At 40.6% G+C, this 26,637-nt stretch carries 22 protein-coding genes and 1 pseudogene; 16 read left to right on the top strand and 7 right to left on the bottom strand.

Translation table 11 applies throughout. The features are described from left to right. Window position 1: 1 nt before the first annotated feature. Window positions 2-1,030 carry an efflux RND transporter periplasmic adaptor subunit gene (locus tag WKT12_RS06765; RefSeq protein ID WP_021971189.1) on the bottom strand — a complete coding sequence of 343 codons (1,029 nt, stop codon included), beginning with the start codon at window positions 1,028-1,030 and terminating at the stop codon, window positions 2-4. Between the two features lie 196 nt (window positions 1,031-1,226). Here WKT12_RS06765 and WKT12_RS06760 point away from each other — a divergent pair, with 196 nt between their 5' ends. Further along, entirely contained in the window at window positions 1,227-2,150 is a 924-nt protein-coding gene (locus WKT12_RS06760) for an AraC family transcriptional regulator (protein ID WP_340319220.1), read from the top strand. Here the strand turns inward: WKT12_RS06760 and WKT12_RS06755 are convergent. Continuing rightward, window positions 2,147-3,058, bottom strand: a complete 912-nt coding sequence (locus WKT12_RS06755) for a helix-turn-helix domain-containing protein (RefSeq protein WP_340319219.1) — start codon at window positions 3,056-3,058, stop codon at window positions 2,147-2,149. The genes WKT12_RS06760 and WKT12_RS06755 overlap by 4 nt on opposite strands. A 200-nt stretch (window positions 3,059-3,258) precedes the next feature. On the opposite strand from WKT12_RS06755, the gene WKT12_RS06750 reads away from it, so the two are divergent. The 3 genes from WKT12_RS06750 to WKT12_RS06740 are packed head-to-tail and all read left to right on the top strand — an operon-like array spanning window position 3,259 to window position 8,941. Beyond that, window positions 3,259-4,362, top strand: coding sequence for an efflux RND transporter periplasmic adaptor subunit (locus WKT12_RS06750; protein WP_340319218.1), 1,104 nt, complete (start codon window positions 3,259-3,261; stop codon window positions 4,360-4,362). A gap of 13 nt (window positions 4,363-4,375) precedes the next feature. Then, window positions 4,376-7,573 (top strand): efflux RND transporter permease subunit, encoded by a 3,198-nt coding sequence (locus WKT12_RS06745; RefSeq protein WP_340319217.1) that lies wholly within the window; start codon window positions 4,376-4,378, stop codon window positions 7,571-7,573. A 3-nt stretch (window positions 7,574-7,576) separates the two neighbouring features. Next, entirely contained in the window at window positions 7,577-8,941 is a 1,365-nt protein-coding gene (locus tag WKT12_RS06740; RefSeq protein ID WP_340319216.1) for a TolC family protein, read from the top strand. 121 nt (window positions 8,942-9,062) lie between these two features. Here the strand turns inward: WKT12_RS06740 and WKT12_RS06735 are convergent, their stop codons facing one another. Beyond that, window positions 9,063-9,947 (bottom strand): LysR substrate-binding domain-containing protein, encoded by an 885-nt coding sequence (locus WKT12_RS06735; protein WP_021971183.1) that lies wholly within the window; start codon window positions 9,945-9,947, stop codon window positions 9,063-9,065. Window positions 9,948-10,059: 112 nt separating this feature from the next. Between WKT12_RS06735 and WKT12_RS06730 the strand changes: the two genes are divergently transcribed. The 3 genes and pseudogenes from WKT12_RS06730 to WKT12_RS06720 all read left to right on the top strand — a co-directional run. Then, complete coding sequence (locus tag WKT12_RS06730; RefSeq protein ID WP_340319215.1) at window positions 10,060-11,322, top strand: MFS transporter; 1,263 nt, start codon at window positions 10,060-10,062, stop codon at window positions 11,320-11,322. Beyond that, the gene (locus tag WKT12_RS06725; RefSeq protein ID WP_340319214.1) at window positions 11,258-12,148 is read left to right on the top strand and encodes a hypothetical protein; all 891 of its coding nucleotides are present in this window, start codon (window positions 11,258-11,260) and stop codon (window positions 12,146-12,148) included. Before WKT12_RS06730 ends, WKT12_RS06725 begins: the two co-directional genes overlap by 65 nt. Before the next feature lie 250 nt (window positions 12,149-12,398). Continuing rightward, window positions 12,399-13,074 (top strand): annotated as a pseudogene (locus WKT12_RS06720) (glycoside hydrolase family 3 protein); the annotation flags it as partial. 270 nt (window positions 13,075-13,344) lie between these two features. Here the strand turns inward: WKT12_RS06720 and WKT12_RS06715 are convergent. Then, entirely contained in the window at window positions 13,345-13,890 is a 546-nt protein-coding gene (locus WKT12_RS06715) for a 7-carboxy-7-deazaguanine synthase QueE (RefSeq protein ID WP_340319213.1), read from the bottom strand. Continuing rightward, on the bottom strand, window positions 13,877-14,209 hold the full coding sequence (gene queD / locus WKT12_RS06710; RefSeq protein ID WP_021971178.1) for a 6-carboxytetrahydropterin synthase QueD: 333 nt from the start codon (window positions 14,207-14,209) through the stop codon (window positions 13,877-13,879). Before queD ends, WKT12_RS06715 begins: the two co-directional genes overlap by 14 nt. A gap of 313 nt (window positions 14,210-14,522) precedes the next feature. Between queD and WKT12_RS06705 the strand changes: the two genes are divergently transcribed. Continuing rightward, window positions 14,523-14,975, top strand: a complete 453-nt coding sequence (locus WKT12_RS06705; RefSeq protein WP_021971177.1) for a DUF3592 domain-containing protein — start codon at window positions 14,523-14,525, stop codon at window positions 14,973-14,975. Window positions 14,976-14,981: 6 nt separating this feature from the next. Next, window positions 14,982-15,794 carry a M48 family metallopeptidase gene (locus tag WKT12_RS06700; RefSeq protein ID WP_021971176.1) on the top strand — a complete coding sequence of 271 codons (813 nt, stop codon included), beginning with the start codon at window positions 14,982-14,984 and terminating at the stop codon, window positions 15,792-15,794. Between the two features lie 323 nt (window positions 15,795-16,117). Here WKT12_RS06700 and WKT12_RS06695 read toward each other — a convergent pair whose 3' ends face one another. Further along, entirely contained in the window at window positions 16,118-17,128 is a 1,011-nt protein-coding gene (locus tag WKT12_RS06695; RefSeq protein WP_021971022.1) for a GGGtGRT protein, read from the bottom strand. A 17-nt stretch (window positions 17,129-17,145) separates the two neighbouring features. Further along, the gene (locus tag WKT12_RS06690; RefSeq protein ID WP_021971023.1) at window positions 17,146-17,847 is read right to left on the bottom strand and encodes an iron-sulfur cluster assembly scaffold protein; all 702 of its coding nucleotides are present in this window, start codon (window positions 17,845-17,847) and stop codon (window positions 17,146-17,148) included. A gap of 280 nt (window positions 17,848-18,127) precedes the next feature. Here WKT12_RS06690 and WKT12_RS06685 point away from each other — a divergent pair, with 280 nt between their 5' ends. From WKT12_RS06685 to WKT12_RS06655, 7 genes are all read left to right on the top strand, one after another. Further along, on the top strand, window positions 18,128-18,640 hold the full coding sequence (locus tag WKT12_RS06685; RefSeq protein WP_021971024.1) for a DMP19 family protein: 513 nt from the start codon (window positions 18,128-18,130) through the stop codon (window positions 18,638-18,640). 210 nt (window positions 18,641-18,850) lie between these two features. Further along, window positions 18,851-19,705 (top strand): hypothetical protein, encoded by an 855-nt coding sequence (locus tag WKT12_RS06680; RefSeq protein ID WP_340319212.1) that lies wholly within the window; start codon window positions 18,851-18,853, stop codon window positions 19,703-19,705. Between the two features lie 192 nt (window positions 19,706-19,897). After that, entirely contained in the window at window positions 19,898-20,467 is a 570-nt protein-coding gene (locus WKT12_RS06675) for a Yip1 family protein (protein ID WP_021971026.1), read from the top strand. Further along, entirely contained in the window at window positions 20,467-20,925 is a 459-nt protein-coding gene (gene smpB, locus WKT12_RS06670) for an SsrA-binding protein (protein WP_021971027.1), read from the top strand. The genes WKT12_RS06675 and smpB overlap by 1 nt, the downstream gene beginning before the upstream one ends. 68 nt (window positions 20,926-20,993) lie before the next feature. Next, window positions 20,994-23,738: a methionine synthase gene (metH, locus tag WKT12_RS06665; RefSeq protein WP_340319211.1), complete on the top strand. Its 2,745-nt coding sequence runs from the start codon at window positions 20,994-20,996 to the stop codon at window positions 23,736-23,738. A 475-nt stretch (window positions 23,739-24,213) separates the two neighbouring features. Beyond that, the gene (locus WKT12_RS06660) at window positions 24,214-25,056 is read left to right on the top strand and encodes a hypothetical protein (RefSeq protein WP_340319210.1); all 843 of its coding nucleotides are present in this window, start codon (window positions 24,214-24,216) and stop codon (window positions 25,054-25,056) included. A 235-nt stretch (window positions 25,057-25,291) separates the two neighbouring features. Then, the gene (locus WKT12_RS06655) at window positions 25,292-26,629 is read left to right on the top strand and encodes a TolC family protein (protein ID WP_021971030.1); all 1,338 of its coding nucleotides are present in this window, start codon (window positions 25,292-25,294) and stop codon (window positions 26,627-26,629) included. The last annotated feature ends 8 nt before the right edge of the window (window positions 26,630-26,637 follow it).

The following is a 26,637-nucleotide window of genomic DNA, read 5'->3' as shown; positions in this document are numbered from 1 at the left end:
TTTATTTTATAGTTACCGGCGTGTTTTCACAAACTTTTTGCTGTCCTTCTGTTATAATCATATCCCCGTCTTTTATTCCGCTCAGGACAATGATTCCGTCAGAAGTGAATTCGCCGCATTGTATGATACGCTTTTCGGCTTTTCCTCCGTTATTTACCCATACAAAGTTCTGGTTTCCTTCACCCAACTGGATAATGTTGGCAGGTAATACGTAGTGACTGCTGTCTTCGGCTGTTTCCAAAACTACTTCACAAACCATTCCCGGCATCAGTTCTTTATCCGGCTTGTTTATGCGAATTTTAACTTCGTAGGAACGTGATAAGGCATTGGCTACAATTCCTTTTTCTGCTACGCTGCCTTCGAAGGAACGGTTGCCTAAAGCTGAAACTTGAATCAGGGCTTTCTGGCTCTTTTGTATATTGGCAATTTCATTTTCTGGAACTGAAATTTTGACGTTCAAATCTCTTACGGCAACCAAATGGGCAACGGGCATTCCCGGCATTACATTTTGTCCTACTTCGATATCCTTTGCCGAAATGACTCCACTATATGGAGCATACAACTTGCAGTCGGATAAGTTTTTTCGTGCAACTTCTTCCATGGAGCGTGCCTGCTGGAGTTTGCTTTGTACTTCAATCCATTTCATATCGGCCAGACTTCCTTTATCGTGGAGCTGCTTCATACGCTGGTAAGCATCTTCAGCTTGCTTTAACGTTGACTGTGCGGCTGCATAGCTGCTTCGAATAGAAGTCGGGTCAATTTCTGCTATTAATTGTCCTTTATTTACATGTTTACCCAAGTCGACGTATATTTTCTTGACGGTTCCCATAACAGAGAAGCTTAGTGCTGTAGCGTTTGATTCTTCTACAGTACCGGAAAAATGTCTGGATTCATTGGTTGTACTGGAAGATACTTGCATGACCTTTACTTTTACCGGATCAGCGGAAGAGTTTTGTTTGTCACTGTTACCCTGACAAGATAACAATGTAAAAAACAGCAATGAAGCTGTAATGTAATGACACTTTTTCATACCTATCTAAATTATCTTTTATTTTTCGGGAGCAAAAGAATACATTTTGCCTGATGTATTGATTCTTTTTGTGTCCTTAAAAGTGTTCTAAAAGTCTTCTGTTTTTATTTACCTGAATAATTGACCATTAATTGCGCTCCTTTGATTACTGCTGTTGGTTAAAATTGCCGTTATTTTGCGGAAAAAGAATAACGATATGGAAAAAGATAGTTTGGAAAAAGGTATATGGCATAATGACGATTTGAATAAAAATGCGGCATACAAAGATGACCGTATAGCCATTATTAATAATATTCAAGGCTTGAAAGACGGACAAGTCAATCTGGATGATATGGTGAAGGTAGATGCTATACTCTTAGTTTATTGTGTGAAGGGGAAGGCTTCTATTTGCATTAATGGAAGTACTTATTTGATTCATCCCAATGATTTGTTGGTTTGTGTTCCCAACATTGTATTCGAAAAAAGTATGATTAGCATAGATTTCGAGATGCGTGGGGTTGTGCTTTCTCCTGAGTATATGAAGAATATGTTTTTGTTTGAATGTAGTACCTGGAGCTTCCGGTCGTTTGTAGAAAAGCATCCGGTCTTTTCATTGAATGACGAAGAAGCCAGATTGTTCAGACAGTATTACGATTTGCTGTATGAAAAAATGACCAGGACTCCTCGTAAGCACCAAAGGGAATTGTTTGATGCCTTGCTGGAGATGTTCCATTATGATTTTTACGATACGATGGAGCGTTTTTATAACGAAAATCCGAAAACCTTTTCATCATCAGAAGTCTTGTTCCGGAACTTTCTGGACTTGCTGAATACTCCGGGAAACAACTGTCGTAAGGTTGCTTATTATGCTGATAAACTGCATGTTTCACCTAAATATTTATCTGCTGTATGTAAAGAGGTAAGCGGACAGACAGCTTTCGATCTGGTAAATCAGTATATTTTGAAGAATGTAAAGTACATGCTTCAATGGTCGCCTAAAAGCATAAAGGAGATAGCTATGGAACTGGATTTCCCGAATCTTTCTTTTTTTGGCAAATACGTAAAGCGTTATCTTGGAGTTTCTCCTAAGCAATATAGGGAACAGTTGTCCTCGGATAAATTGTCGAATGTAGAAGATTAATCAGTAGCCTGATTATTACTTCTATATTCGGAAGGAGTCATGCCCAGGTGTTTCTTGACATACTGGGCAAAAAACGATGTATTCGAAAAGTCGAAGTCCATGGCTATTTCCTTCATGCTTTTATTAGAGTATTTAAGTTCCATTATAATATGTTCGATAGCGTTTTCGTGAATAAGGGTTAATGCATTCTTTCCACTGATTTGTTTGATTACCCGGGATAAGTATTTGGGAGAGTAACAAAATAAATTAGCATAATACTCGAGCGTACGATGTTTGCCATTATCAGCCGAAAGCGCTTCCATAAATTGTTTAAACAGAAAATCAGATTGCCTGAGAGAACCTGTATGTATCTCTGTTTCTGATTCAATAGATTTTTGAGTAGTCTGAAAAATCATTTCTCCAAAGAAAGCAGAGGCTATATGCGACAAGATGACTTTTTGGAATTTATTGATGTTGGTTTGTGTTTTGCTCTCCATCAAGCTTAAATATTGATTAAACCTTTTCTTTTCGCCTTGCTCAAAATGCTTAACCGGATTTTCTTGTATGTAGCATATCCATTTCCAGGTATATTTTTCTGTCTGTGTCAGGCGCCGAAGAAAGCGGTTGGAAAAGCAAATCACTTTTACCTTATGTGAGGAGCTTGCTGAAACTCGCCCGATTAGTGTATTGGGAAGGCTGATAATCAGATCGTCCTGATGTAGATAGTGAGGTACATTATTTAGTTCCAGTTTAATTTCTCCTTCGGTACAATATATCATCAGAAAAACTTCCAGTTTGACGTTTTTGTTTTCTAAAAATATCTTTTCCAGTTTGTCGGTAAAGAACAGATAGTCGTCGGTATAGGTTTCTTGTCCATTATACGACTTCAACATTTCCATATCGATATATTTGATAATATTATCTTCCATACATTATTTTTTTGCAAAGGTAGAGGATTTATATAGTAGATACCATGTTTAATTTTCCTCCATCTATATTGTATTTTCCACATTTAACAAAATATATCTTCTGAAAGGTGAAAACAGAATGTTTCTGTACGAAAATTCGTCGCTTTTGTTACAGGGCAAGATACTACTTTTGCACGAACAAAAAATGAATGAATATGACAATGAAAACAATTAGACTAAAGGTATGGCTAATGATTCTTGCAGGCTGTACAATAGGAGTAACTTCTTGTAAGACAGAAACAAAGAACAGTGAGACAAAAGGGTATAGTCTTGCAACTATCACTGCCGATACGGATAAGGAGATTACAACTTCATACTCTGCTTCGATTGAAGGTAAACAGGATATTGATATTTATCCGCAAGTTTCGGGATACATTGAAAAGCTGAATGTTTCAGAAGGTGATATTGTACGAAAAGGAGAAATTCTGTTTGTTATAGATCAGGTTCCTTATAAAGCAGCACTCGAAACAGCAATAGCTAATGTAGAGTCGGCAAAAGCCAATCTGGCTACAGCAGAACTTACTTATAAGAGTACACAGGCTTTGTTTGCTAAGAAAGTTGTTTCTGACTTTAACTTGCAGACTACAAAAAATGCTTATCTCACAGCCAAAGCACAGTTGGCACAGGCAAAGGCTCAGGAAGTTAATGCACGCAATAACCTTTCTTATACAGAAGTTAAAAGTCCAAGCAACGGTGTAGTGGGCATGTTGCCTTATCGGGTTGGTACATTAGTGAGTCCCAGCATGCCCCAGCCGTTGACCACTGTTTCTGACAATTCGAATATGTATGTTTACTTTTCGATGACGGAGAATCAGTTTTTGTCGCTGGCTCGTCAGTATGGTACAATCGAAAAGGCCTTGCAGAATATGCCTGCCATTCAGCTTCAGTTGAATGATGGTTCTACTTATGAGGAAAAAGGTAAGATTGAATCTATCAGTGGAGTGATTGATAAGGAAACAGGTACGGTAGGGGTTCGTGCCGTCTTTCCTAATTCTTCGCGCTTGCTGCATAGTGGAGCTTCTGGTAATGTGTTAATTCCAAGTATATATAAACAATGTATAGTTATTCCACAAGGCGCTACTATACAATTGCAGGATAAGCTATTGGTATATAAAGTTGTAGATGGTAAAGCTGTGTCTACACTGATTAAGGTAGCTCCTGTTAATGATGGGAAAGAATATATTGTATTGGAAGGTTTGAAATCTGGCGACGAAATAATCTCGAACGGTGCGGGAATGGTTCGTGAAGGAACACAAGTTAAATAATTAACTGACGCTTATGAAAGGAAATATATTTATTAAACGGCCTGTGATGGCCTTGTCAATATCTATATTGATATTAATTGTTGGATTTATTTCACTTTATGTACTGCCGGTAGAACAATATCCGGATATTGCTCCGCCAACAGTTTGTGTGGATGCGACTTATACAGGAGCCGATGCAGATGCTGTGATGAACAGTGTTATCATGCCGCTGGAAGAGAGTATAAATGGTGTGGAAGACATGATTTACATTACTTCTACCGCGACTAATGCTGGTACGGCTGAAATTTTGGTTTATTTTAGACAAGGAACAGATCCGGATATGGCAGCTGTCAATGTACAGAATCGTGTATCGGCAGCTCAGGGATTGTTACCTGCAGAAGTAACGGCTATTGGTGTCAGTACAACAAAACGTCAGAACAGTTACCTGCAAATTAATAGCCTTATCAGTCCGGATAAACGCTATGATGAAAGTTTCCTGTCCAATTATCTGGATATAAATGTAATTCCACAGATAAAACGTATTCAAGGAGTAGGAGATGTACAGCTCTTGGGCGATACGTATAGTATGCGTATCTGGATGAAACCAGAGAAAATGGCGCAATACGGCTTGGTTCCTTCCGATGTTACAACTGCATTGGGAGAACAAAATATAGAAGCTCCGACAGGTTCTTTGGGGGAAAACTCGGATCATGTATTTCAGTATACCATGAAATATAAAGGACGATTGAAAAGTGTTGAGGAGTTTGAAAATATGGTAATACGTTCTGAAAAGGATGGTTCTGTATTACGGGTAAAGGATATAGCTGATGTAGAACTTGGACGTGAGTCTTATGGGTTTCACGGAGAAGCAGATGGTGTACCAGGTATAATGTTTATGGTCTATCAGGTAGCAGGTGCGAATGCAACGGCTGTAAATGAGGATATCACTAATCTTTTGAACGACATGTCTAAAGATTTACCGGAAGGAATGGAATTCCTTCAGATGATGAGTGTGAATGATTTCTTGTTTGCATCCATTGATAATGTGATTGAAACACTGGTCATTGCCATTATCCTTGTGATTTTGGTAGTTTACTTCTTCTTGCATGATTTTAAAAGTACATTAATACCATCTATATCAATTATCGTTTCACTGATAGGTACATTTGCTTTTCTGTCAGTTGCTGGTTTCAGTATTAATATATTGACTTTGTTTGCATTGGTACTGGCTATTGGAACTGTGGTAGATGATGCCATTATTGTTGTTGAGGCTGTGCAAGCCAAATTTGATATTGGTTTCCGTTCTCCTTATCTTGCTACCAAGGATGCCATGAGCGATGTTACGATGGCTGTTCTGTCGTGTACGTTGGTCTTTATGGCAGTGTTCGTTCCGGTAACTTTTATGGGTGGTACATCTGGTGTCTTTTATACTCAATTTGGTGTAACCATGGCTGTTGCTGTTGGTATTTCTTGTCTGAATGCCTTGACGTTGTGTCCTGCTTTGTGTGCAATGATGATGAAACCGTCGGATGGAAAAAAGAACCCTCATAGTATAAATGGTAGAATACGTGCAGCTTATAATGTTTCATTTAATGCCTTAATGGGAAAATATAAGAGAGGATTGATGTTTTTCTTCCGTCATCGTTGGATGGTATGGACTTCATTAGGCATTGCTTGTGCTTTATTGGTTTATTTGATGACTACTACTAAGACTGGGTTGGTGCCTCAAGAAGATCAGGGAACAATGATGGTTAATATCAGTACATCACCGGGTAGTTCATTGGTTGAAACTAATAAAGTAATGGATAAAGTACAAAAAATATTGGAGGCTACTCCAGAAATAGAACATTATTCGCGTACTTCCGGTTATGGATTGATTTCTGGTCAGGGAACCTCTTACGGAACAGTCATTATCCGTCTGCGCCATTGGGATGAACGAAAAGGTGAAGAACATACAGTTGACGCTGTCATGAAGCGATTGAATGCACAATTCAGTAATATAAAGGAAGCTCAGGTGTTCTGTTTTCAGCCAGCAATGATTCCAGGATATGGTACAGGTAACTCCATTGAACTTTATATGGAGGATAAAACGGGTGGAGAAATGGAGCCTTTCTATAATTCGGTCATGCAATATATAGGTGAACTGAACAAACGTCCGGAAATAGCTATGGCTTATAGTTCTTATGCCATGAACTTTCCACAAGTGGCTGTAGACGTGGATGCTGCTAAGTGTAAACGTGCCGGAATCAGTCCGAATGATGTACTTAATGCCTTGGGAGCTTATTGTGGTGGTTCGTATGTTTCTAATTATAACAAGTTTGGTAAGGTATACCGTGTCATGATTCAGGCTTCACCTAAATCTCGTCTGGATAAGCACGCACTGGATAATATGTTTGTGCGTAATGGAACAGAAATGGCTCCTGTCAGCCAGTTTGTTACACTTCGTTCGGAAGAAGGTGCCGAAATAGCCAAACGATTCAATCTTTACAATACCATCAATGTAAACGTCAATGTAGCCGACGGATATTCGACGGGTGAAGCACAGAAAGCTATCAAAGAAGTAGCGGAACGGATGCTTCCTTCTGGATATGGATATGAATATGGAGGTATGGCACGAGAGGAAGCTGGCAGTGGAGGAGCACAAACGGTATTTGTTTATACATTGTGTGTAATGCTTATTTTCCTGATTTTGTCTTGTCTGTATGAAAGTTTTCTGGTTCCTTTGGCCGTTATTCTTTCTGTACCTTTCGGATTAATGGGTAGTTTCCTTTTCGCACGTATAGCTGGACTGGAGAATAATATTTATTTGCAGACTGGAGCAATTATGTTGATTGGTTTGCTGGCTAAAACGGCTATTTTGATTACCGAGTATGCCATAGAACGTCGACGCAAAGGAATGGGCATAATTTCTTCTGCTTATTCTGCTGCTCAAGCTCGTTTCCGTCCTATCATCATGACTGTACTTTGTATGATCTTTGGTATGCTTCCGTTGATGTTCTCTACCGGAGCTGGTGCAAACGGTAATAGTTCGTTAGCAACTGGAGTCGTAGGAGGTATGCTTATCGGAACATTGGCTTTACTTTTCGTTGTCCCTGTATTCTTTATTGTATTTGAATACTTACAGGAAAAATTGCGTGGACCAATGCAAAAAGAGCCCGATCAGCAGGTGCTGTATGAAAAAGAACAAACATTGATAGAAAAGAGTGCTTTTAACGTTGAAAAAAATAAGTAGTATATGTATACACGAAAGATAATGATATTCGGCGTAACGCTTCTTTTAAGCAGTTGCGGAATATATACCAACTACCAATCTCAGACTTCTGTTCCCGATAATTTATATGGGGAAGAAGTTATAGCTTCCGATACAGTCAGTATCGGAAGCATCAATTGGAGAGATTTTTTTACTGACCCCTGTTTACAGGAATTAATAGAAAAGGGTCTGAAACAGAATACCGATGTAAAAACGGCTGAGTTACGGGTAGAAGAGGCTAAGGCTTCTTTACTTTCTGCCAAGCTGGCTTTTCTTCCTTCTTTTGCTTTATCTCCTCAGGGAAATATTAGTTCTGTAGAAGGTCAGGTGTCACGAACTTATACGCTTCCTGTAACCGCCAGTTGGGAGATAGATATATTTGGCAAGTTGCGGAATTCTAAACGGCAGGCAAAGGCAGCTTATATGCAAAGTGAAGATTATAAGCAAGCTGTGTATTCCAGTCTGATAGCTAATATAGCCAATACGTATTATACGTTATTGATGTTGGATGAACAACTTGAAATATCGAAGACAACTGCCGAAACTTGGAAAGAAACGGTTGAGTCTACCCAGGCTTTAATGGATGCCGGTCAGGCGGATGAGGCTGCTGTTTCACAGATGAAGGCAACTTATTATGAAGTGGAGAATTCAGTCATTGATTTGGAAGAACAAATCAATCAGGTAGAAAACAGTCTTTCATTGTTGCTTGCCGAAACTCCTCAGCAGATACAGAGAGGGCGACTGGCTGAACAGCATTTTACTCATTCGCTGTCTGTTGGAGTTCCTTTGCAATTATTATCGAACCGACCGGATGTTCGTGTGGCAGAACGTGATCTGGAACAGGCTTTTTATGTAACCAATCAGGCTAATTCGGCTTTCTATCCATCTATAACCTTAAGTGGAAGTGCTGGATGGACTAATTCGTTAGGAGGACTGATTACTAATCCGGGAAAATTCGTTGCTTCAGCTCTTGCATCACTGACCGAACCATTGTTTAATAGAGGAACTTTGATTGCACGACGTCGGATAGCCAAGGCACAGCAGGAAGAAGCTCTATTGGCTTTCAGGCAAAAGCTGCTTGATGCAGGAACGGAAGTAAATGATGCTTTGGTTTCTTACCAGACAAGCAAGAAGAAAAAAGATAATTATGAACAACAGATAAGCGCTTTGGAAAAAGCATTCAGTAGTACTACGTTACTGATGGAACATGGCAATACAACTTATCTGGAGGTGCTGACTGCACATCAGACTTTACTTAGTGCCCAATTGTCTCAAACCGCCAACCGTTTTAAGGAGATACAGAGCCTTATAAATCTCTATCAAGCGTTAGGTGGAGGACAAGTTCTATAGTTTTTATTTGTTTCTACGAAATGTCCCTTGACTGATTTCTTTCTCTCTCCCTCATTCTTTATTTTCATTTATACATTCATATTCATATTTTTTCATAGAAGAACAGTCAAGGGGCTTTCTCTTATCCTTTATTTATGATTTGGGCCAGAATACGATTGAAGTGGAGTGCCGCTTTTTTACGATAAAGTCCTTTGGACCAAAAAAGATAAGCATGAGTTGATAATTCATTTCCAGAAGCAATGGGAATCTTTATCAACTCTTCTTCGTTTCGTACGGCTGCAAAAGTTAGTATAGTTGCCTGCTTTCCGTTTTTGACTAAACTTATGATGGTGTTTACATCATTGATTTCTATTTCTGTAGTCAGATGTAATTTCTCTTTTTTACAGACATGTTCTATGATTTCGCGGGTGACGAACCCTTTGCTTGGTAATATTAGAGGAAGGGATGTAATATCTTGAAAATTGATAATAGCTTTGGATGCAACGGCATGAGATTTTCCGGCAACCAGGTAAAGGCGGGAAGAAAACAAAAATACTCTTTCGAAATCGGTATAGCTTTCTTCTGAGCCGAATGATAGAACAAAGTCCATTTCGTTGTTTTCCAACTTTACCATCAACTCGTCCGAAGTTGCAAAAGTTATGTTTATTTGTATATGAGGATATTGTTCTGCAAACAAAGGAAGTGCTTTGGTAAGTAATGGACTCAAGCTGAAAGTAGCTCCTATACATAGTTTCCCGGTATCCAGATTTTGTAAATCTCGGATAATCTGCTTTCCGTTTTCACTTTCTCTTATGGCGTTTTTGGCATAAGGCAAGAATGAACTTCCGGCTTCGGTAAGTATGATACGCTTTCCTATGCGGTCGAAAAGCAAAATACCGAGTTCAGTTTCCAATTGTTTGATCTGTTGTGAAAGGGTACTTTGTGAAATACATAACGCATGAGCTGCTTCTGTAAAGTTGAGCAATTCACAGGTCTTTTCGAAATATTTGAGTTGTCGGAGTTCCATTTCAAATCGGTTTTATCAATAATAACTATCGAAAAAAAGAGTTTTACAAATATAAGATTATAATTCTCGACAACCTATTTTTGCTTCTACAAACCTGAAATAAAAGTAACTGATGGGTAGTAAGGAAGTCAATAATAAGCGTGAGTCTATGGTGCGGTTTCGTATAATACGCAACTGTATGTTTTTGTCTGGATTGTCTGTTTTTGCACAGTTATATCTTTTCCAGCCAATGTTGTCGGAGTTGTGTCATTCTTTTGATATAACGCCAGCTGAAAGCAGTCTTGCCGTGTCAGCTTCAACGGTGGGAATGGCTGTTGGATTACTTTTTCTGGCATTTAAGGCTGATGGCATATCGCGTGAGAAGTTGATGGGCGTATCGTTGATTCTCTCATCTGTATTGACAATCGCTTCTGCTTTCATTGACAGTTATTTATTTCTGTTGCTCTTTAATTTTGTGAAAGGTATTGTTTTGGCAGGTGTTTCGGCTGTAGCATTGGCTTATTTGTCGGAAGAGATAGATTCCTCTAAAATCGGGTTGGCAATCAGTCTTTATCTAAGTGGCAATACATTAGGTGGAATGTCGGGACGTGTAACAGCGACTTTGCTTTCCGGATATGGCGGGTGGCAACTTGCTACATTGTTTATAGGAGGAGTAAGCCTTGTATTGGGGGCTATCTTTTGCTGGAAAATACCGGCTGGCAGAAATTTTTCAGCTTCAGTTGTTTCATTCAAGGAAAAGATTCATCAAATGCGTTCATTTCTTACGCAAACGACCTTTATCAGTATGTATGTTATCGCTGCACTCTCGATGGGGATATTTGTGAGTGTCTATAATTATCTTTCTTTTTTACTTGAATCGCCGATATTCGGTTTACCGCATCATCTGGTTGCCATGATTTTTATGATGTATGTGGCTGGAATTATCGGATCGGTTATAGCTGGAGTTTTATCCGACAGATTGGGACCGGAAATTCTTTTGCAAGGTGCTTTGTTGTTGATGGGGGTAGGCATGTCTCTTCTATTGGTAATGAAGCTTTGGGCTATTGTTGTGGGATTGGGTGTGTTGACTTTTGCTTTCTTTAGCACACATACATTGGCAAGTAGAATCGTTTCTATGAATGCCCAACACTTAAAGAGCAGTGCGACCAGCATTTACTGGTTATTCTATTATGTCGGTTCGAGCCTGATTGGTTCATTAACAGGCATTGTATTGGTCAATAATGGTTGGTTTTCGTTAATGGAAGTCTTATTAGGCTTGTTGTTTGGCGCACTTATTGTTTCGTCATTATTCATTTTAAAATATAGACTACATGAAAAAAGTAAAGTTTACAGCCATCATCGGTATGGCGATGATGGTGTTCGTTCCAGCAATTAGTTTGGTGGACAATGGTACACAGGTTGAGGTCGTGAGTGAAGGCGTCCGTTACTGTGAAAGTACCTATCCTTATAACGGTGGAATTCTGATTGCCAATTTTGGAACGGAACAATTGAATCCGCTTAATACAGAAGGTAAAGGATATATTCTTTGCTATAAGGATGGCAGAATGACCACTTTGATTCCTGCAGATGGCAATCTGAATGCTCCGAAGGGAATGTTTATACGTGATAACTATTTGTACATTTGTGATGTCAATAAAATAGTGGTTTACAACTTAGTCCAGAAAGATGAAGTTCCTAAAACGATTCAACTACCGGAAGGCAATCTGTTTGTAAATGACTTGGCGGCAGATGGTAATACCTTGTATGTTTCGGTTACAAATACAGATAAGATTTTTAAGATTGATATAACCGATGCTGCCAGTCCGGGAGAAGCTCAAGAATGGGTTACTATACCTGGTCCTAATGGCTTGGTGATTGGTGACGGAGTGATGTATGTTGCATCTTATCCGGCTGATGGTAATACTGGAGAAAAGCATGTTATTTATCGTATAGGCGATTTGAGTAAGCCTCAACCTCAAAAATTGACTACGGTTTCTGGTCAGTACGATGGGATAGCTTTCTCTTCCGATGGTAACTCACTTTATGTTACGAACTGGACTCCGGCAGGACTTAGCCGTGTAGATTTGCATACTGGTAACTTATCTCCATTTGAGATATCTTTAGAAAAAGATTTGTCAGGTCCAGCTGATATTACTGTTTCTGAAGGAAAGATTTATATTCCCGACTTACCAGCTAGTCGTGTTGTTATTGTAGCAGAGTAAGCCCCATTTTTATTATGCCTCTCGTTTTCATCCTTAGTTTATGGAAAGGCGAGAGGCTATTTTTATAAAAGTCTGAAATAAATTGTAATAAGGATTATTTGTACACCTTATTTTGAATATATAGGATAATATTTGAACAAATAGACCAATTGTTTTGAACGTGTGTATTAGTTTTTTGTACAAATGAGATAATATTTGCCGATAGTTTGTGGTACTTTTACATAGTAGAATTGGCATGCTGTATTCTTTCGTCTTATTGGATAATCAAACTGCTTTACCTTTGGCTGCCAATATCAAGAATGTAGCTTTGTATGGAACGACATCGTACGATATGGTTCCTGCCGGTATGGGATTTGGAAGTACGGGTGTTGGATATTATTGTGTATCATTGGTGGAAGGTATGCGTAATGCCGGATATACTATTGATGCGAACCTGATAAAGAAATACAAGAAACATCTGGCTGATGAGCAGAAACGTCTTTATCCGAAAGGCAGATCTCCTTTCTCTCTTACTCCGCTGAAGCGTGCAGAAGAATTTGTCCCTACTGCTGACGAGCTGGCTGCTCAGGTCAAGAGTAATGATGTGGCTATTCTTACCTTGGGGCGTACCAGTGGTGAGGCTTCCGACAGGACGGGTAGGAGAATTCTATTTGAAAGAAGATGAGTCATCCCTTATCAAGCAGGTGGCTGAGGCTTATCATGCTGCCGGCAAAAAGGTAATTGTTATTCTGAATATTTGTAGTCCGGTAGAAACCGCTTCGTGGAAGAATACGGTCGATGCTGTAATCTGTGCTTTCCAGCCCGGTCAGGAAGTCGGAAACAGTGTAGCCGATGTACTGACAGGTAAGATAAATCCTTCAGGACATCTGCCGATGACTTTTGCCGTAAAATACGGAGATGCACCGTCTGACGCAAATTTCCCGTATTTCTTTATTTGTCATTTATAAGATTGGCATGTTACTTCTGGAGTATAAATGATGTATTGAGGAGAATGTCATATTGTGAGTTTAGATAAAAAGGATTCGATAAATCCCGACTTGAAGGTGAATTGTATCTTGAGTCGGGATTTATTTCCTTTTATAAGGGTCGTGTTAATTGTAAATTTTTTGAAAATGAGTGCGCTATAAAATATTTAGAGTACTTGCATTCCAATAGACCTCTAAAGACTACTGCATTCATATCAAGTTCAAGTTGCATTATGGAATATTAATCAGCTTGTGTATCTGAAGGCTTAGCCGCCATTGTGGGTGTTCCTTGATGTAAGCAATTACGTTATTGGTATTTTGTCCGGAACAGGGTTGCAGAAAGTAATGTTTAGCAGGTAGCTTGAGGTAAGGAGATACATCTTGACCTACATATACTACTTTTACTTCGTCTATGTGACGTATTTTCAATGTTGCTCCTTCTTTGGGTGAACATGTAACCCAATCAATATCTTCCGGCAAGACACAAGTTCCATTGGTCTCTATTGCAATGTATTTTCCGGCAGCATGTAGTGCTTTGATTAGTTTGCTGTCAATCCATAGTCCAGGTTCTCCCCCTGTAAGAATTACCATCCGACACGGGTATGTACATACTTCTTTTACGATTTCATCATCTGTCATTGTATGGAATTCTTCATGTTGTGTATCGCAGAAGCTACACTTTAGGTTGCACCCTGAGAATCGGATAAAAACAGCCGGAGTTCCCGTATAAAACCCTTCACCTTGTAGGCTGTAGAAAATTTCATTAATCTTTCTCATAGATAGCCGTATTACCTTCTGATTCTTTTACTTCTACTCTGAAACAATTAGGAATTTGGTTGCATACCCAATAGGCAATATTTTCCGCCGTAGGATTAAAAGGTAGTATATCATTCAAGTTGTTATGGTCTAGTTGCTTTTCTACTGCTTGCTTGATATGAGTAAAATCTACTACCATACCGTTTTCGTCAAGTTCTTTGGAACGGCAAAATACGGTTATAATCCAATTGTGACCGTGAAGCTTTTCGCATTTGCTTTGATAAGATAGTTTTAGCGAGTGTGAGGCTGAAATCTCCATCCTTTTAATTACTGTGTACATAGTTGATACGTTGTTAGATTAATACAAATTTGCTTCTGCTTGATGTCACCTCGGCAGTTATAGTGCAAAGATAAGGATATCTAAGGATATTTTATTATAACTGATTTACGCATTCGTAATTTTCTTAATAATTTCCATTGTATTTTCAATATATATAATTGGATATCCCTACGTTCCAGACGGTAGTTCGACAAGTCTGCGGCTTTTATTATACGGTCAGAATATCTGAAAATATCAAAATGGTAAATTTTTCTTTTTGCTAATGAAAGTGATATATATAATTTGCTATCTTTGTATAAACTAGGCTTTATTTATGAATACGATGCGTAACCAAATTATTGCGTTGTTAGTGCTGGTAGTAGGAATCTTTTTATTCGGAGGAGGCACAGTAGGACTGTATTCGTTGTATACAGCATCTCAAAACTATGAACGTACCGTAGGAGTGGTTCGAAATTTTCAGACTAAAAGGATTTATCGTTATAGGAAAATGAGATATGAGAGCCGTATGCAGGTTGTATATCCTACAACCAGATATGGAGAGATGTCTGTTTCCAAAATCAGTCATTGGCCATTTAGAAGTGTCGGAGATAAATTGACGATTTGGTATCGTCCAGATCGTCCGCATGAAATTCGTTTGCCTAAATCAGAGTGCATGCTTTGGGGAAGTTTAGTTGTTTTAGGCTTGATATGTATATATAGTGGTATCATTATCTGGAGAATATCTGGTACAGCTGACAAAACAAAGAAAAGCAATTTTAATAATTAAATATTTATGAAGAACAGAAAATTTTTAAAGGTAATTGTTTTGCTGGCATGCGTCGTATTGACTGCTCCGGCAATGGCTCAGTTTAATCTTAAAAAAGCAATTAGTGGAGCAACTAAAGTAGCGCAGGCTGTTACTTTAACCGATGATCAAATGAGTGAATATGTAAAAGAATACATTGATTGGATGGATGCACATAATCAGGTTTGTGCGGATGACAATGCATATGCGATTCGTTTGAAGAAACTGACTGAAGGCTTGGGGGAAGCTGATGGTATTCCATTGAATTTTAAGGTTTATTATGTGACAGATGTAAATGCTTTTGCTTGTGCAGACGGGAGTGTACGTGTATTTTCATCGTTGATGGATATTATGAGTGATGAAGAATTGTTGGGAGTTATTGGACATGAAATTGGTCATGTGGCACATCGTGATTCTAAAAAAGGTTTTCGTACAGCATTACTTACTTCGGCTTTGAAAGATGGCGTTTCTTCTCAAGGAGGTAAGGCTGCTACGCTGACTGATTCTCAATTGGGAGATTTGACAGAGGCTTTGGTGAATGCCAGATATTCTCAGAAACAAGAGTGTGGAGCTGATGATTATGGTTATGAGTTTTTGAAAAAGGCTGGTAAGAATCCTTGGGCCATGGCACTTTCATTTCAGAAATTGAAAGAACTGGAAGAACAGAGTGGGGCTCAATCATCCAGTAAATTAAATCAGTTGTTTTCTACTCATCCGGATTTGGACTTGAGAATTAAGCGTATGGAAGAACGTGCAACCAGTGAGGGAATTGAAAAGCCAGCATCAAGTGTATCGAAGTAAATAAATATCTATCTTTAGTTGGTTATACCAGTTTTTGCAGCCCATTTTTGAAAATGGCAAATTGGGCTGCAAATGGGCTGCAAAAATCACTTCTTTTAAGCTAAACTAAGCGGTAGTAGACCTGTTTTATGCTTCACTGCAATAGACTTGGAGAAAACAGATTTCAGCTTTATTATAGCCTTGTTCTTTCTTCTTGATTAGTAAGACGGAACATCATAAGATGAGGCTATTAAAGTGTTCATCAACTATAATCTACTACAAACAAAAAACTCCTGCAATCATTTAGATTACAGGAGTTTATATTATATTGAATCAAGTATAAATTACTTATTCAAAGCCAAAGCTACGTTCACAGCGCAAGCTACTGTACATCCTACCATCGGGTTGTTACCGATACCCAGGAATCCCATCATTTCTACGTGAGCAGGAACTGATGAAGAACCAGCGAACTGTGCGTCTGAGTGCATACGGCCCATAGTATCTGTCATACCGTAAGAAGCAGGACCTGCAGCCATGTTATCCGGGTGAAGTGTACGACCTGTACCACCACCTGAAGCTACTGAGAAGTAAGGTTTACCTGCAAGAACACGTTCTTTCTTGTAAGTACCTGCAACCGGATGCTGGAAACGAGTCGGGTTAGTAGAGTTACCTGTGATAGATACATCTACATTTTCATGCCACATGATAGCAACACCTTCACGTACATCGTCTGCACCGTAGCATTTTACTTTAGCACGAGGACCGTCTGAATACGGAGTTTCTTTTACGATGTTCAATTCACCTGTGAAGTAGTCGAACTTAGTCTGAACGTAAGTAAATCCGTTAATACGAGAAATAATCATAGCAGCGTCTTTACCCAGACCGTTCAAGATACAACGCAACGGGTTCTTACGTACTTTGTTTGCCATTTCAGCAATCTTGATAGCACCTTCTGCGGCAGCGAATGATTCGTGGCCTGCCAAGAATGCGAAGCACTGAGTTTCTTCGCGCAACAGACGAGCTGCCAGGTTACCGTGACCCAAACCTACTTTACGGTCATCAGCTACTGAGCCCGGAATACAGAAAGCCTGCAAACCGATACCGATAGCTTCTGCAGCGTCGGCAGCGTTTTTACAACCTTTTTTCAGAGCGATTGCGCAACCTACTACGTATGCCCATTTTGCATTCTCGAAGCAGATACCCTGAGTTTCCTGACAAGTCAGATACGGATCAAGGCCGGCTGCGTCACAGATTGCATTAGCTTCTTCAATGTCTTTGATACCGTTTTCATTCAAAGCAGCCAAAATCTGCTTGATACGACGGTCCTGACTTTCAAACTGTACTGGTCTAATCATAATCTGTATCCTCCTTATTATTCTTTACGTGGGTCAATATATTTAACTGCGCCTTGTTCGGGTTTGAAGCGTCCGTAAGTACCGGTAACAGCTTTCAATGCTTCATTAGCATCTGTACCCTTCTTGATCTGTTCCATGAATTTACCCATGTGAACAAATTCGTAACCGATTACCTGGTTGTCTTTGTCCAAAGCCATACGAGTAATGTAACCTTCTGTCAGTTCCAAGTAACGAGTACCTTTTGCTTTTGTTCCATACAAAGTACCTGTCTGGCTGCGAAGTCCTTTACCCAAGTCTTCCAAACCTGCGCCGATCATCAAACCGCCTTCAGAGAAAGCTGACTGAGTACGACCGTATACAATCTGCAAGAACAATTCACGCATTGCGGTGTTGATGGCATCGCAAACCAAGTCTGTATTCAGTGCTTCCAGAATTGTTTTACCCGGCAGAATTTCAGAAGCCATAGCTGCTGAGTGAGTCATACCAGAGCAACCGATTGTTTCTACCAAACATTCTTCGATAACACCTTCTTTGACGTTCAAAGTCAATTTACAAGCACCCTGCTGTGGAGCACACCATCCCACACCATGAGTTAAACCTGAAATGTCTTTGATTTCTTTTGCTTGAATCCATTTTCCTTCTTCAGGAATTGGGGCCGGACCGTGGTTAGGTCCTTTAGCAACACAACACATGTGTTCAACTTCATGTGAATAAATCATATTATTTACGTTTTATGAGTAATAAAAAATAAGTATTTCGTAAACCACTTATTACGGAATTTCTTCTTTAATTCGTACGCAAAGTTAGTCGTTTTATTTAGTTATGCAATCAATGAAACCGAACTTTTTGTTGCATTTTAATGATATTTTTCGCTGAAACTCGTGTTTTGTAATGTCGGCATATCAAAATGTTTTTTATCTTCCGAGAGAAACCTGTATCTTTGCGGCTGGTATTCCAACAGAAGGATATACCTATATATAAGTAATAACAATCAGGTATATGGACGAGTGTAAGATTAAAGTAAAAGACGATGCTTTGCGTCGTGGTGCAGAAGCCGGAATGGATGAGTTTCTGAAAGTGTTTGTCGACAAATACTTGGAGGTGACCGGTGGAGTTATCAATGCAGAAACCATGCCGTTGCTCAATGGCTATCAGCACACACTGCTGGGGTATCATTTCTTTCGGGAGGAAGTGCTCGAAGGAGGTTTCGTACAGTTGATTCAGAATGGTTACGGACCGTACATTTTCGATAATCCTTTTGCCAAGGCTATGCGTCTGTTTGGAGCTAAAGAGTTTTCGAAACTGATTTACGATGCCAAGAAGATTTACGATGCACATCGGAAAGACTTGGAAAAAGAGTGTTCCGACGACGAGTTTATGGCCATGTATGAGCAGTATGAGGAATTCGATGATCTGGAAGAAGCCTATATGGATATGGAAGAGAAGGTTACGGCTCAGATCGCAGAATACGTGGACGAACATTTGGATCAGTTTGCCGAGGTAGAGCAATAATTGTTTTATTTGTGAAGGAAAATCGTTTAAGTACGAATAGCTGTTATGTGAATTCGTGGAAGATAGAGAGTTTTGAAGCCGGAGAGCCGATCGATCTTTACGAATTGTATAAATAAACGTTAAAAAGAAAAAAGGCAAAGCAGTGTTTTTACGCTTTTTTCATTTAAGATGAAGAAATTTAATAATCTATAAAAACATAAAGGAAAAAATATGAAGACAATGAAGTTTTTCGCAATGGCATCGGCTTTAGCTGCAATGGTAGGTTTCAGCTCTTGCTTGAATGGAGGGGATTATACTAATACGGCATCGGGTGCTACATTTGTAAAAGTATCAGGATATTTGGGAATTAATAGTTTGGTAGATGAATTAGGGTTTGAGTATGTTCCTTCTGATAAAGACATTATTACAAATTTTACCAGCGGCAAGTATGCATATATTACTTATACATATGATCCTACAACTGTAGATTATACACTGAAGGCTGTGAATGTTAATCTGGCCCGTTATTCTATTCTGACCGATGAACAGGTCGTTGCAAATGCTCCTGTGGCAGAAAACGCGAATGCTCCTGTCTATAGTGTATATGATATGAGTACCAGTTCACAATATCGTATACAGCCTGTTTTCTATCAGAAGAGAGATGTATTCATCCCAATTTATTACTATTATAAGCCGGCTTCTAATAATGATGACTTGCAGAAAGAAACGGCTCTTCACCATTTTACCTTGTATTATGATGCAACGACCGATTTCACAAACTCTACTATGACATTGCATCTTCGTCATACGATACAGGATTTTGATGAAGAGGAAAACAAAAAGAGAACAAGTCGTGCATACGAATTCAGACATTTTAATTTGAATTCAGCTTTAAGCCAATATCAGTTTGCCAATAACGGACAGAATCCGGATAAGATTGTGATTGAATTCGAACAGAATCAGTATAATGCTGACTATGAAGAAGACGATGTTGAAAGCAAATCATACGAAATCGATTATAAGACAGTAGTCGAAAATTTTGATAAGCTGGCTGGCAACACAACCGGCTCAGGTAGCGACGAATAATTTAAGAGAGAAAAAAAGATAGAGAAAAGCATACTTTGATGAAGTATGCTCCCGTAAGGTACGGATTATGCGGAATAGCTGTTGTATGTTAATGTATGTCAGTGTTTCTGTATAATTCGTATCTTTTTTTATTTCTTTTTTGTACATTTGCAATTCCGATTGTCGGATTGATTACAAAAAAGAAGAATAACATTGGATTATAAATCATTATTTCAGCAAATAGTTACTTTGCTTTCCACTCCCGGTAAAGCGTGGAATGAAATAGCAGAGCGAGGGGTAGGGCGTTCGGTTATGCCTGCTTTTGTTTATCCCCTGATTGGTTTGTGCGGGTTGTCGGAGTTTATTGGAACATTTATTGGAAAGGACTTTTCGTCCATTATGTTTCAAATAGCCTTGACTCGCTGTTGTGCCGTAGCTGTTGCCTTGTTCGGAGGATTTTTCCTGTCGGCTTATTTGCTCGATAAACTGAACCGGAAATGGCTCGGAAGAAAAGATTCTTACGACCGTATGCTGGTCTTTGTGGCCTATTCCATGGTCGTTACCTTTGTTTTGAATATCGTCAGCGGACTGTTCTCTATAGTCGTGCTGCATTGGATATTGCAAATATATACCATTGTAATTGTGTTCGAAGGAGTACGCAGGTGGCTCAAGATACCGGAATACAGCCAGACAGCTTTTACCATTGTGGCAACTGTCATCATCTTGGTGTGTCCTGCCCTTATCGAATTTATATTTAATAAGTTATCTGTAATTTTGAACTGATGAAAACAAACGCCGGTAATATCAATATCAAGAACAAACGTGCCTCATTCGATTATGAGTTTATCGATACATATACCGCCGGAATTGTGCTGACCGGAACCGAAATCAAGTCCATTCGTCAGGGAAAGGCAAGTCTGGTCGATACGTTTTGTTTCTTTTCCCGCGGAGAGTTGTGGGTGAAGAACATGCACATTGCCGAATATTTTTATGGCTCTTATAATAATCATGCGGCCCGTCGCGACCGCAAGCTGCTGCTTACCAAGAAGGAGCTGCGTAAGCTGGAACGGACTTCTGCCGAGCCGGGCTTTACCATTGTGCCTACTCGTATGTATATCAATGAAAAAGGACTGGCAAAGGTGGTTATCGCTCTGGCAAAGGGTAAGAAACAATACGATAAGCGCCAGACCTTGAAGGAAAAGGAAGACAAACGTATGATGGATCGCATGTTCAAGCGATAAACAAGGGGGAACTGCACGGACTACACGGGCTTACACGGCTTTTTTATAATTAAATAGGGCTTTTCAAAATGCAACAACTAATAAACGAACGTATTCTCGTGCTCGACGGAGCGATGGGAACCATGATACAACAATACAATCTCTCGGAGGCCGATTTCCGGGGGGAGCGTTTCAAGGATATACCCGGACAGTTGAAGGGAAACAACGACATGCTGTGCCTGACGCGTCCGGATGTAATCGAGGAAATACACCGGAAGTATCTGGAGGCGGGAGCAGATATCATTGAAACAAATACATTCAATGCGACTTCTGTTTCGATGGCGGATTATCACATGCAGTCGTATTGCCGTGAAATAAATCTGGCGGCAGCCCGTCTGGCTCGTAAGGTAGCCGATGAGTTTACCGCAAAAACTCCCGGAAAGCCACGCTTCGTGGCTGGTTCAGTAGGTCCTACTAATAAGACCTGCTCCATGAGTCCCGACGTAAACAATCCGGCTTTTCGTGCGCTTACGTTCGATGAACTTGCCGATGCTTACCGCGAACAGATGGAAGCCTTGCTCGAAGGGGGAGTAGATGCCATCCTGATAGAAACCATTTTCGATACGCTGAATGCGAAAGCTGCTATTCTGGCGGCAGAAACCTCGATGCAGAAATTGGGAAGAAAGGTTCCGCTGATGCTTTCTGTGACGGTTTCGGATGTGGCAGGACGTACCTTGTCGGGACAGACGCTTGACGCGTTTCTGGCTTCGGTGCAGCATGCCGACATTTTCTCCATCGGATTGAACTGTTCTTTCGGGGCTAAGCAGTTGAAGCCTTTCCTGGAACAACTGGCTCGCCGTGCTCCTTATTATATAAGTGCCTACCCCAATGCCGGACTTCCCAACAGCTTGGGAAAATATGATCAGACACCCGAGGAGATGGCTGCCGAAGTCAAGGAATACATCGATGAGGGACTGGTCAACATCATTGGAGGATGCTGCGGTACTACAGAGGCCTATATAGCTAAGTATCAGGAACTCATCAAGAATGCCAAGCCTCATGTGCCTGCGCCGGAACCGAAATATCTCTGGCTTTCGGGACTGGAACTGCTGGAGGTGACTCCCGAAATTAATTTTGTGAACGTGGGTGAACGTTGCAATGTGGCTGGTTCTCGCAAGTTCCTTCGCCTGATCAACGAAAAGAAATACGATGAGGCTTTGTCGATTGCCCGCAAGCAGGTGGAAGACGGTGCGCTGATTCTCGATGTCAACATGGACGACGGTTTGCTGGATGCTGCCGAGGAAATGACTACGTTCCTTAACCTGGTCGCATCGGAGCCGGATATTGCTCGTGTGCCTATAATGATCGACTCGTCCAAATGGGAGGTTATTGTAGCGGGATTGAAGTGTGTGCAGGGCAAGTGTGTCGTCAATTCCATTTCGTTGAAAGAGGGCGAAGAACTTTTCATTGAGCATGCCCGTACCGTCAAGCAGTACGGTGCAGCAGTCATCGTGATGGCGTTCGACGAGAAAGGGCAGGCCGATACGTTCGAACGTAAGATTGAAGTTTGCGAACGGGCTTACCGTATTCTGACAGAGAAGGTAGGTTTCCGTCGACAGGATATTATTTTCGACCCGAATGTGCTGGCGGTAGCTACGGGAATCGAGGAACACAATAATTATGCCGTCGATTTTATCAAGGCGACGGGCTGGATTCGTCAGAACCTTCCGGGAGCACACGTCAGCGGAGGAGTCAGCAATCTTTCGTTTTCGTTCCGCGGCAACAACTATATCCGTGAGGCGATGCACGCGGTATTCCTTTTTCATGCCATTCAGCAAGGCATGGATATGGGTATTGTCAATCCGGGAACTTCGGTGCTGTATACCGATATTCCTTCGGATATTCTGGAGCGTATAGAAGATGTGGTATTGAACCGTCGTCCGGATGCTGCCGAGCGTCTGATTGAAACGGCCGAAAAACTGAAGGCGGAAAAAGAGAATGCAGGCGAACAGCAGGCGGCTGTTTCTCATCTTGCATGGCGTGAGGGTACCACGGTAGAAGAGCGTTTGCAGTATGCATTGGTCAAGGGACTGGGTGATTACTTGGATGAAGACTTGCATGAGGCGCTTGCAAAGTATCCGGATGCAGTCAGCATCATCGAAGGTCCGCTCATGGCGGGCATGAATCATGTTGGCGATTTGTTTGGCTCCGGCAAGATGTTCTTGCCGCAGGTAGTCAAGACGGCGCGTACCATGAAGAAAGCAGTAGCCATCTTGCAGCCTTATATCGAGGCAGAAAAGAAGGAAGGAGCACGCAGTGCCGGTAAAGTATTGCTGGCTACGGTGAAGGGCGATGTACACGATATCGGTAAAAACATTGTGGGGGTCGTCATGGCGTGCAACAATTACGAGATTATCGACTTGGGTGTGATGGTCCCTGCGGAGAAGATTATCGAAACGGCTATCCGTGAGAAGGTAGATATTGTCGGTTTGAGCGGACTCATTACTCCGTCGCTGGAAGAAATGGTGCATGTCGTGAGGGAGATGGAACGTGCCGGACTCGACATTCCGGTGATGATTGGCGGTGCTACAACTTCCAAGCTTCATACTGCTCTGAAGATTGCTCCGGTTTATCATGCTCCGGTGGTTTACATGAAAGACGCTTCTCTCAATGCGCCGGTAGCGGCACGCCTGATGAATCTCGACTTGCGGAGTGCTTTGGCCGAGGAACTGGAAAATGAATATCGCGAACTTCGTGAGAAGAATAAGACGAAACAGGTCAAGACGGTTTCGCTCAAGGAGGCACAGAAAAATAAATTAAACTTGTGGGAGTAGATTGTCATTCGAAACTTGGGTGGTTTATTCTTTGAAGATGGGCATGAATCCGTTTCAAAATAGAATTGCAAAAGAAAAAATCTTATAGATTGAAGTTTAGAAGTAAAAAATCTCCTACTTTTAGTCTTGTAATTGAAGAAAACAAAGACTAAAGTAGGAGATTTTTATGTTGTAACTTATAGATTATAAGTAAGCCTATCTTAGCTTTTCATTTTGATACAGCCTCATGCTTTTTGTTTGTCTTTTCAGTCTTTAGGGTTTGTTAATGTTCTTTATGCCAGCAAAATATCAGTCAGTAACCAATAAGAAAAATCGGTTATATGTAAGCATTTCAGTTTTTTTAGTGATATTTTGATAGACAATTATTCATTTTAAAGCTGATATAAGAAAATTCTTTTCGCGTAGAACCGAGCATCCGATTTTTCTATCTTAAAATCTTTATCTACATTACGGCCAAATCTAATACTATTAAATTATGAAACTGAAAGTACTTATTTTATTATTCGTACCTTTCATGCTTGTAGCATGCAGGGACGACGACAACCCACGTAGTAGGCCAAACCTTGTAGAGACCTCATTTACCCTTGCCAGCGGAGAGTTGATAAGAGATTATGGAGAAGATGTACTGACAGACAGAAACACACTCTACGGGATATCTGTACGGCTGGACAATTTTCGTACATACGCCTATGGATTATTTGACGACTTGAGCAAGGCGGTGGTACAGCGGGATGCAAATCAGCAATATTGGTTTAGGCTGACAGTAGTACCTAATGGGAAAACACTATGTACACATGACAAACGAGGAAACTATGGAGACTTGTTTACAATATATGATAACGGTAAAGAGCAAAGCTGTCCACTCAGTAACACTTTTATCTACTGTGATACTACTATTGCGCGTAACGGATTCCAGGAAGATATTCAACTATCCCAAAGTTATCCATACAACATTTACGTAGACGTGGTGGGATCTAACACTGCCTCAGATTATAAATTTAGCTCTTATCTATACAGTGGCAGCATCCGCTTCTTTGCCTATAATCTTTCCCAAGGCAGATTTGAAATAGCAGTGCTAAGGATGGATAAAGAGTTCTCCCTTACACCGGAGAAACAAGAGTATATCCTTCCTTTTGCCCTACTACACAGAATCCCATATCCTACATGGCTGTGCAAAGATTATGCGAATGTAGTTACACTCCAAGTGAGATACATAGATGAAGAACGAAAAATCGACCGATGGATGGATAAATCCGTAATTGTACACAGAGACGAACAGAATATCTTTTTGTTGGATGTGAATGAATTTACAAACTGATTGTTTTATTACGAGAGTTCGAAATAAGAATGAATATATTTCGATGCTTCCCGACTTATGAGGCGGCATGGCGATTCAGCGTAGTAAATAGCTTTACAGTTTTTGGGTGAAAAGTGTCGCAATAGGATGTGAAAATGATTAGAAAAGGAAAATATGAACAGTCCTTCACTATATGTGAATAATATCGTAAAGCCTTGACAACGTACCTTTGCTTCAGATTAAGAAATGAAATAAAATGAAGCAATTAGTAGTTATTTTTACCTCCCTTTGCGCACTGATGCCTGTAGGGGCACAGGAAGTGCTGACACTGGAAGAGTGTCTGCGGCTGGGCATAGAGAATAATCTTTCTTTGGAAAGCAGCCGCAATGAAGTCCGAAAAGGAGAGCATTCGCTGAGTGAAAATCGTGCCAAGCTGCTGCCGCAGATTAATGCGGTTGCCGGATTCAATGACAATTTCAATCCGCCGGTATCGGTTACCGACGGCTCTGCTTACGGTAATCCGTACAATGTTACCAAAACCTTGCAGTACAATGCATCGGCGGGTATCCAGTTGCAGATGCCTTTATACAACCAGACGGTTTATACGGCAATGGATATTACGCGAACCATGAACGAGCTGAACCGCTTGTCGTACGAAAAGGCACGCGAAGACTTGATTCTGCAAATCAGCAAGATGTATTACTTGAGCCAGAACACTTCCGAGCAACTTACCTTGATAAAAGAGAACATTTCTCGGCTGAACGAGCTGAGCAATATTACTCAGGCTTTCTACGATAACGGCATGGCGATGGAAGTCGATGTGAAACGGGTGAACATCAATCTGGAAAACCTGCGGGTACAGTACGATAATGCACAGTCTATGCTGACTCAGCAACTCAATCTGTTGAAGTATGTAATGGATTATCCTGCCGACAAGGAAATAGCTTTGACTCCGGTCAATACGGAAAATATCACTTCTGTGTCGCTTACCGGACTGGATAACAACCAGTACGAGCTGCAACTCTTGCAGTCGAAACAGAAACTGGCAGAGCAGCAGCGCAAGATGATCGGTCAGGGATATATTCCTTCGTTGAGTCTGACCGGAAGCTGGATGTATTCCGCTTATACCGATAAAGCCAAAAACTGGTTCCATTCCGGACCGTCTAATCACTGGTATCAGTCGAGTGGTATCGGATTGACGCTTCGTATTCCTATTTTCGACGGACTGGAGAAGCGGGCGAAGATGAGAAAGGCAAAGATTGAAGTCGAGAATACTCGTCTGTCGTACGAAAATGCACTCAAGAATATGCAGACGCAATATCTGAATGCTACGAACGAGTTGATGAACAGTCAGCGTAATTTCACAAAACAGAAAGACAACTATCTGCTGGCAGAGGATGTGTATCAGGTGACAACCGACCGTTATCGCGAGGGTATTGCCTCCATGACGGAAGTCCTGCAAGACGAGATGCGGATGAGCGAAGCCCAGAACAATTACATCAACGCACATTATAACTATCAGGTCACCAACCTGACTCTGCTCAAACTTACCGGACAGTTGGAAACACTGTTCAACGGAAATTCTGTTCATTAATCAATCTT

The sequence above is a fragment of the Phocaeicola sp. HCN-6420 genome, assembly GCF_037890145.1.
Taxonomy (GTDB): Bacteria; Bacteroidota; Bacteroidia; order Bacteroidales; family Bacteroidaceae; genus Phocaeicola.
The sequence above is the reverse complement of the archived record's forward strand: the minus strand, read 5'-3'. Positions and strand labels throughout refer to the sequence as shown.

Coding starts and splice junctions, on each gene's coding strand:
- queD (WP_021971178.1), bottom strand. CDS start 14,209: ATGTACACAGTAATTAAAAGGATGGAGATTTCAGCCTCACACTCGCTA.
- WKT12_RS06760 (WP_340319220.1), top strand. CDS start 1,227: ATGGAAAAAGATAGTTTGGAAAAAGGTATATGGCATAATGACGATTTG.
- WKT12_RS06745 (WP_340319217.1), top strand. CDS start 4,376: ATGAAAGGAAATATATTTATTAAACGGCCTGTGATGGCCTTGTCAATA.
- WKT12_RS06705 (WP_021971177.1), top strand. CDS start 14,523: ATGAATACGATGCGTAACCAAATTATTGCGTTGTTAGTGCTGGTAGTA.
- WKT12_RS06715 (WP_340319213.1), bottom strand. CDS start 13,890: ATGAGAAAGATTAATGAAATTTTCTACAGCCTACAAGGTGAAGGGTTT.
- WKT12_RS06700 (WP_021971176.1), top strand. CDS start 14,982: ATGAAGAACAGAAAATTTTTAAAGGTAATTGTTTTGCTGGCATGCGTC.
- WKT12_RS06690 (WP_021971023.1), bottom strand. CDS start 17,847: ATGATTTATTCACATGAAGTTGAACACATGTGTTGTGTTGCTAAAGGA.
- WKT12_RS06725 (WP_340319214.1), top strand. CDS start 11,258: ATGAAAAAAGTAAAGTTTACAGCCATCATCGGTATGGCGATGATGGTG.
- WKT12_RS06730 (WP_340319215.1), top strand. CDS start 10,060: ATGGGTAGTAAGGAAGTCAATAATAAGCGTGAGTCTATGGTGCGGTTT.
- metH (WP_340319211.1), top strand. CDS start 20,994: ATGCAACAACTAATAAACGAACGTATTCTCGTGCTCGACGGAGCGATG.
- WKT12_RS06765 (WP_021971189.1), bottom strand. CDS start 1,030: ATGAAAAAGTGTCATTACATTACAGCTTCATTGCTGTTTTTTACATTG.
- WKT12_RS06655 (WP_021971030.1), top strand. CDS start 25,292: ATGAAGCAATTAGTAGTTATTTTTACCTCCCTTTGCGCACTGATGCCT.
- WKT12_RS06750 (WP_340319218.1), top strand. CDS start 3,259: ATGAAAACAATTAGACTAAAGGTATGGCTAATGATTCTTGCAGGCTGT.
- WKT12_RS06660 (WP_340319210.1), top strand. CDS start 24,214: ATGAAACTGAAAGTACTTATTTTATTATTCGTACCTTTCATGCTTGTA.
- WKT12_RS06680 (WP_340319212.1), top strand. CDS start 18,851: ATGAAGACAATGAAGTTTTTCGCAATGGCATCGGCTTTAGCTGCAATG.
- WKT12_RS06740 (WP_340319216.1), top strand. CDS start 7,577: ATGTATACACGAAAGATAATGATATTCGGCGTAACGCTTCTTTTAAGC.
- smpB (WP_021971027.1), top strand. CDS start 20,467: ATGAAAACAAACGCCGGTAATATCAATATCAAGAACAAACGTGCCTCA.
- WKT12_RS06695 (WP_021971022.1), bottom strand. CDS start 17,128: ATGATTAGACCAGTACAGTTTGAAAGTCAGGACCGTCGTATCAAGCAG.
- WKT12_RS06735 (WP_021971183.1), bottom strand. CDS start 9,947: ATGGAACTCCGACAACTCAAATATTTCGAAAAGACCTGTGAATTGCTC.
- WKT12_RS06685 (WP_021971024.1), top strand. CDS start 18,128: ATGGACGAGTGTAAGATTAAAGTAAAAGACGATGCTTTGCGTCGTGGT.
- WKT12_RS06755 (WP_340319219.1), bottom strand. CDS start 3,058: ATGGAAGATAATATTATCAAATATATCGATATGGAAATGTTGAAGTCG.